This window comes from Streptomyces himastatinicus ATCC 53653 (genome assembly GCF_000158915.1).
GTDB classification, from domain to species: Bacteria; Actinomycetota; Actinomycetes; order Streptomycetales; family Streptomycetaceae; genus Streptomyces; species Streptomyces himastatinicus.
The window spans coordinates 3,582,201-3,585,660 of the sequence record NZ_GG657754.1; the positions used below are offsets into that span (position 1 = coordinate 3,582,201).

The 3,460-nt window shown below is 71.7% G+C and carries 4 protein-coding genes; 3 read left to right on the forward strand and 1 reads right to left on the reverse strand.

Annotated elements, in window-relative coordinates:
• Nucleotides 1–116 precede the first annotated feature (116 nt).
• Together SSOG_RS14570 and SSOG_RS14575 are read left to right on the forward strand one after the other, a co-directional pair.
• On the forward strand, nt 117–1,349 hold the full coding sequence (locus SSOG_RS14570; protein ID WP_009714989.1) for an ABC transporter ATP-binding protein: 1,233 nt from the start codon (nt 117–119) through the stop codon (nt 1,347–1,349).
• On the forward strand, nt 1,346–2,329 hold the full coding sequence (locus tag SSOG_RS14575) for an ABC transporter permease (protein ID WP_009714990.1): 984 nt from the start codon (nt 1,346–1,348) through the stop codon (nt 2,327–2,329). The genes SSOG_RS14570 and SSOG_RS14575 overlap by 4 nt, the downstream gene beginning before the upstream one ends.
• Nucleotides 2,330–2,353: 24 nt before the next feature.
• On the opposite strand, the gene SSOG_RS14580 is transcribed toward SSOG_RS14575, so the two are convergent.
• Nucleotides 2,354–2,671, reverse strand: coding sequence for a hypothetical protein (locus SSOG_RS14580; protein ID WP_039937598.1), 318 nt, complete (start codon nt 2,669–2,671; stop codon nt 2,354–2,356).
• Between the two features lie 204 nt (nt 2,672–2,875).
• Between SSOG_RS14580 and SSOG_RS54785 the strand changes: the two genes are divergently transcribed.
• The coding region (locus tag SSOG_RS54785; RefSeq protein ID WP_009714992.1) for an LLM class flavin-dependent oxidoreductase at nt 2,876–3,460 on the forward strand (585 nt) is incomplete at its 3' end.

Sequence of the window (3,460 nt, forward strand, 5' to 3'; positions counted from 1 at the left end):
CCGCGGGGTCACGATCCGCTCTCAACCCTGCTTTCACGGGAACCGTAACCAGGCCGTTAAGCTCCTAAGACTCACGGGGGCGAGGCGCCCCGACCCATTCGCACGAGGGGCGGAGCATGATCGAGGCAGTCGGCCTGACGAAACGCTATGGCGACAAGACAGCCGTGTACAACCTGTCGTTCCAGGTGCGGCCGGGCGCCGTCACCGGCTTCCTGGGGCCGAACGGCTCCGGCAAGTCGACGACGATGCGCATGATCCTCGGGCTCGACGAACCCACCGCGGGGCACGTCACGGTCGGCGGCTACCCCTTCCGGAAGCTGCCCAACGCCCCGCGCCAGGTCGGCGCGCTCCTGGACGCCAAGGCCGTGCACGGCGGCCGCAGCGCCCGCCAGCACCTGCTGTGCCTGGCCCAGCTGTCCGGCATCCCGGCCCGCCGGGTGGACGAGGTGCTGGGCGTGGTCGGCCTCCAGAACGTCGCCCGCAAGCGCTCCAAGGGCTTCTCGCTCGGCATGGGCCAGCGCCTGGGCATCGCGGCCGCGCTGCTCGGCGACCCGCAGGTGCTGCTCTTCGACGAGCCGGTCAACGGTCTGGACCCCGAGGGCATCCTGTGGGTCCGCAACCTGATGAAGCAGCTGGCCTCCGAGGGCCGCACGGTCTTCGTCTCCAGCCACCTCATGAGCGAGATGGCGCTCACCGCCGACCAGCTGATCGTGATCGGCCGCGGGCAGCTGCTCGCGGACATGAGCGTCAAGGACTTCATCTCGTACAACTCGGCGGACTTCGCCCGGGTCCGCACCCCCGACGGCGAACCGCAGCAGCGCGAGAAGCTGACCGCCGCGCTGAGCGAGGCCGGGGGCCAGGTGCTGCCGGAGCAGGACGGCGCCCTGCGGATCACCGGACTGCCGCTGCCGCGCATCAGCGAGCTGGCGCACACGGCGGACGTCCGGCTGTGGGAGCTCTCCCCGCACCAGGCGTCGCTGGAGGAGGCGTACATGCGGATGACGCAGGGCGCCGTGGACTACCGCTCGACCGCCGACCAGCGGGCCGGGCTCCAGCAGCCGCCCGGCGCGGGCGCCCCGCAGGGCGGGGCGTACGGCTACGCGCCGGGCGCACCGGGCGTACCGGGGCAGCAGCCCGGGCCGTACCCGCCCGGGACCGTGATGCCGGGGTACGCCGAGCCGCCGGCCCCGCCGCAGGGCGCAGCCCCGCCGCACGGTGCGCCCGCGCAGGGGGGCGCACCGGCGCAGCCCCCGGCCGCTCCCCCGGTCCAGCCGCCCGCCGCCCCGGCCCAGCCTCCCGCCGCCGCCCCCGCCGACCTGTCCAAGCGCGACAACGAGGACGCCCGATGACGACGCCGTACCAGCAGCAGGGCCAGGCGCCCGTCCCGCCGCAGACTCCGCCCCAGGCACCGCCGCAGCCGCCGCAGGCGTACGCACACCAGCAGCCGCAGCAGGCACCCCAGCACCAGGCGCCGCATGTACCGCCGGGGTACGTGTCGCCGCCGCCCGGCGCGCCCGCGCAGCCGTACGCCGCCGTGGGCACCTACACCTCGCCGATCCCGATTCAGCGCACCCACCTCGGGAACGCCATCGCCTCCGAGTGGACCAAGATCAAGTCGGTGCGCTCGACGATCTGGACGCTGAGTGTCATGGCCGCGCTGGTCGTCGGGATCGGGTTCCTGACGTCGGCGAGCACCAACGACAGTGACTACACCAGCGCCCCCACCACCCTCCCCGGGTTCTTCGGCGCCCTGCTCGGCCAGCTGTGCGTCGTCACCCTCGGCGTGCTGGTGATCTCGTCCGAGTACGGCACCGGCATGATCCGCACCACCTTCACCGCCTCCCCGGCCCGCTCCCGTGTGCTGACCGCCAAGGCGCTGGTCTTCTTCACCCTCGCGTTCGTCACCACCACCCTCTCGCTCGCCCTGGTGACATTCATCAGCTCCGGGATGCACAGCGGCCCTAAGGTCATGGACCCGAGCAACGACCAGCTGATCGGCGCGACGCTCGGTGTCGGGCTCTATGTCTCCCTGCTCGGGCTGCTCTCGCTCGCCGTCGGCAGCATGCTGCGGCACTCGGCCGGTGCGATCACCACGATGCTGGGTGTGGTGCTGCTCCCGTCGATCCTCCCGGCGTTCCTGATGATGTCGCCCAGCCTGGCGGATCTGGGCGTGACGATGCAGAAGTACTCCTCGCCCTTCGCACTGGCCGCGCTCTTCCAGATCGACGACTCGATGGGCTCCGGCTGGTCGCAGCTGGGCGTGCTGGGGGGCATCACCGCGGGCGCGCTCGTCGCGGCGTACGTCCTGCTGGAGAAGCGCGACGTGTAACGCCCGCGCTCGGGATCCGCGGCCTCAGTACCGCGGAGCGTTACGGGACCGCTGGAGCTTGGCGCTCCGGCGGTCTCGCGCGTTCCAGCAGGCCTTGTGCCAGTGGCGGCGGTCGTCCACGCCCATGTGCTGCTGCCAGGCCACCACATGGGGCACCCCGGGAGGGATCTCCTGGTCGCATCCGGGGCAGCGGTAATGCTTGCCGGAGCCCCCGCCGCCCACCAGCCGCACCACCCACTCCTCCCCCTGCCAGCTCTCGGTGCGCTCCAGCCCGTAACGGTCCGTGCCCATGCGGTCGACTGGCTTCTCGCCACCTCGGGAGCGGTTTCGGCGTGGAGACACGGGGCACCTCGACAGGGCTGGGAGCTACTGACTGTGACCAGCGTACGCGTAACGGTCACGCACCCGGTAAGCCGTCATCCACAGCCACTCTCAGATCATCATGAAAAATACTTGCCAGGCCGTGCCCTTGGCACGTGTCAGACGTTAATGCCATGAGGGGGATGCCCGCGTCGGCGATGGAGCCGCGACAAGGAGGCAGATGGCATGCGTGTGGGGGCTTTCATTCTGGCCGCTCAATTTCCCGGCCAAGGACAGGAGGAGGCGCTGCACCGGGCGGTCCGCTCGGCCGAACTGTCCGAGGACGCCGGGCTGGACGCGGTCTGGCTCGCCGAGCACCACTTCGTGCCGTACGGCGTCTGTCCGTCCGCCGTCACCCTCGCCGCCCTGCTGCTGGGACGTACTCGGCGCATAGGCGTCGGTACTGCGGTGAGCGTACTTCCAACGGCACACCCCGTCGCGCTGGGTGAGCAAGCGGCACTGCTCCATCTCAGCTCCGGCGGCCGGTTCACCCTCGGTGTCGGCCGCGGCGGGCCCTGGGTGGACCTGGAGGTCTTCGGCGCCGGGCTGGGGGCGTACGAGCACGGCTTCCCCGAGGCGCTCGATCTGCTGCTGCGCTGGCTGCGGGAGCCCCGGGTGGGGGCGGACGGCGAGCGGTTCAGCTTCCGCGAGGTCCCCGTCGTACCGCGTCCGGACGACCCGGGCACGACCGGCACCCCGCCCGTGATCATGGCGTGTACCTCGCCCGCCAGCGTGCGGCTGGCCGCCGAGCGCGGGCTGCCCATGCTGCTC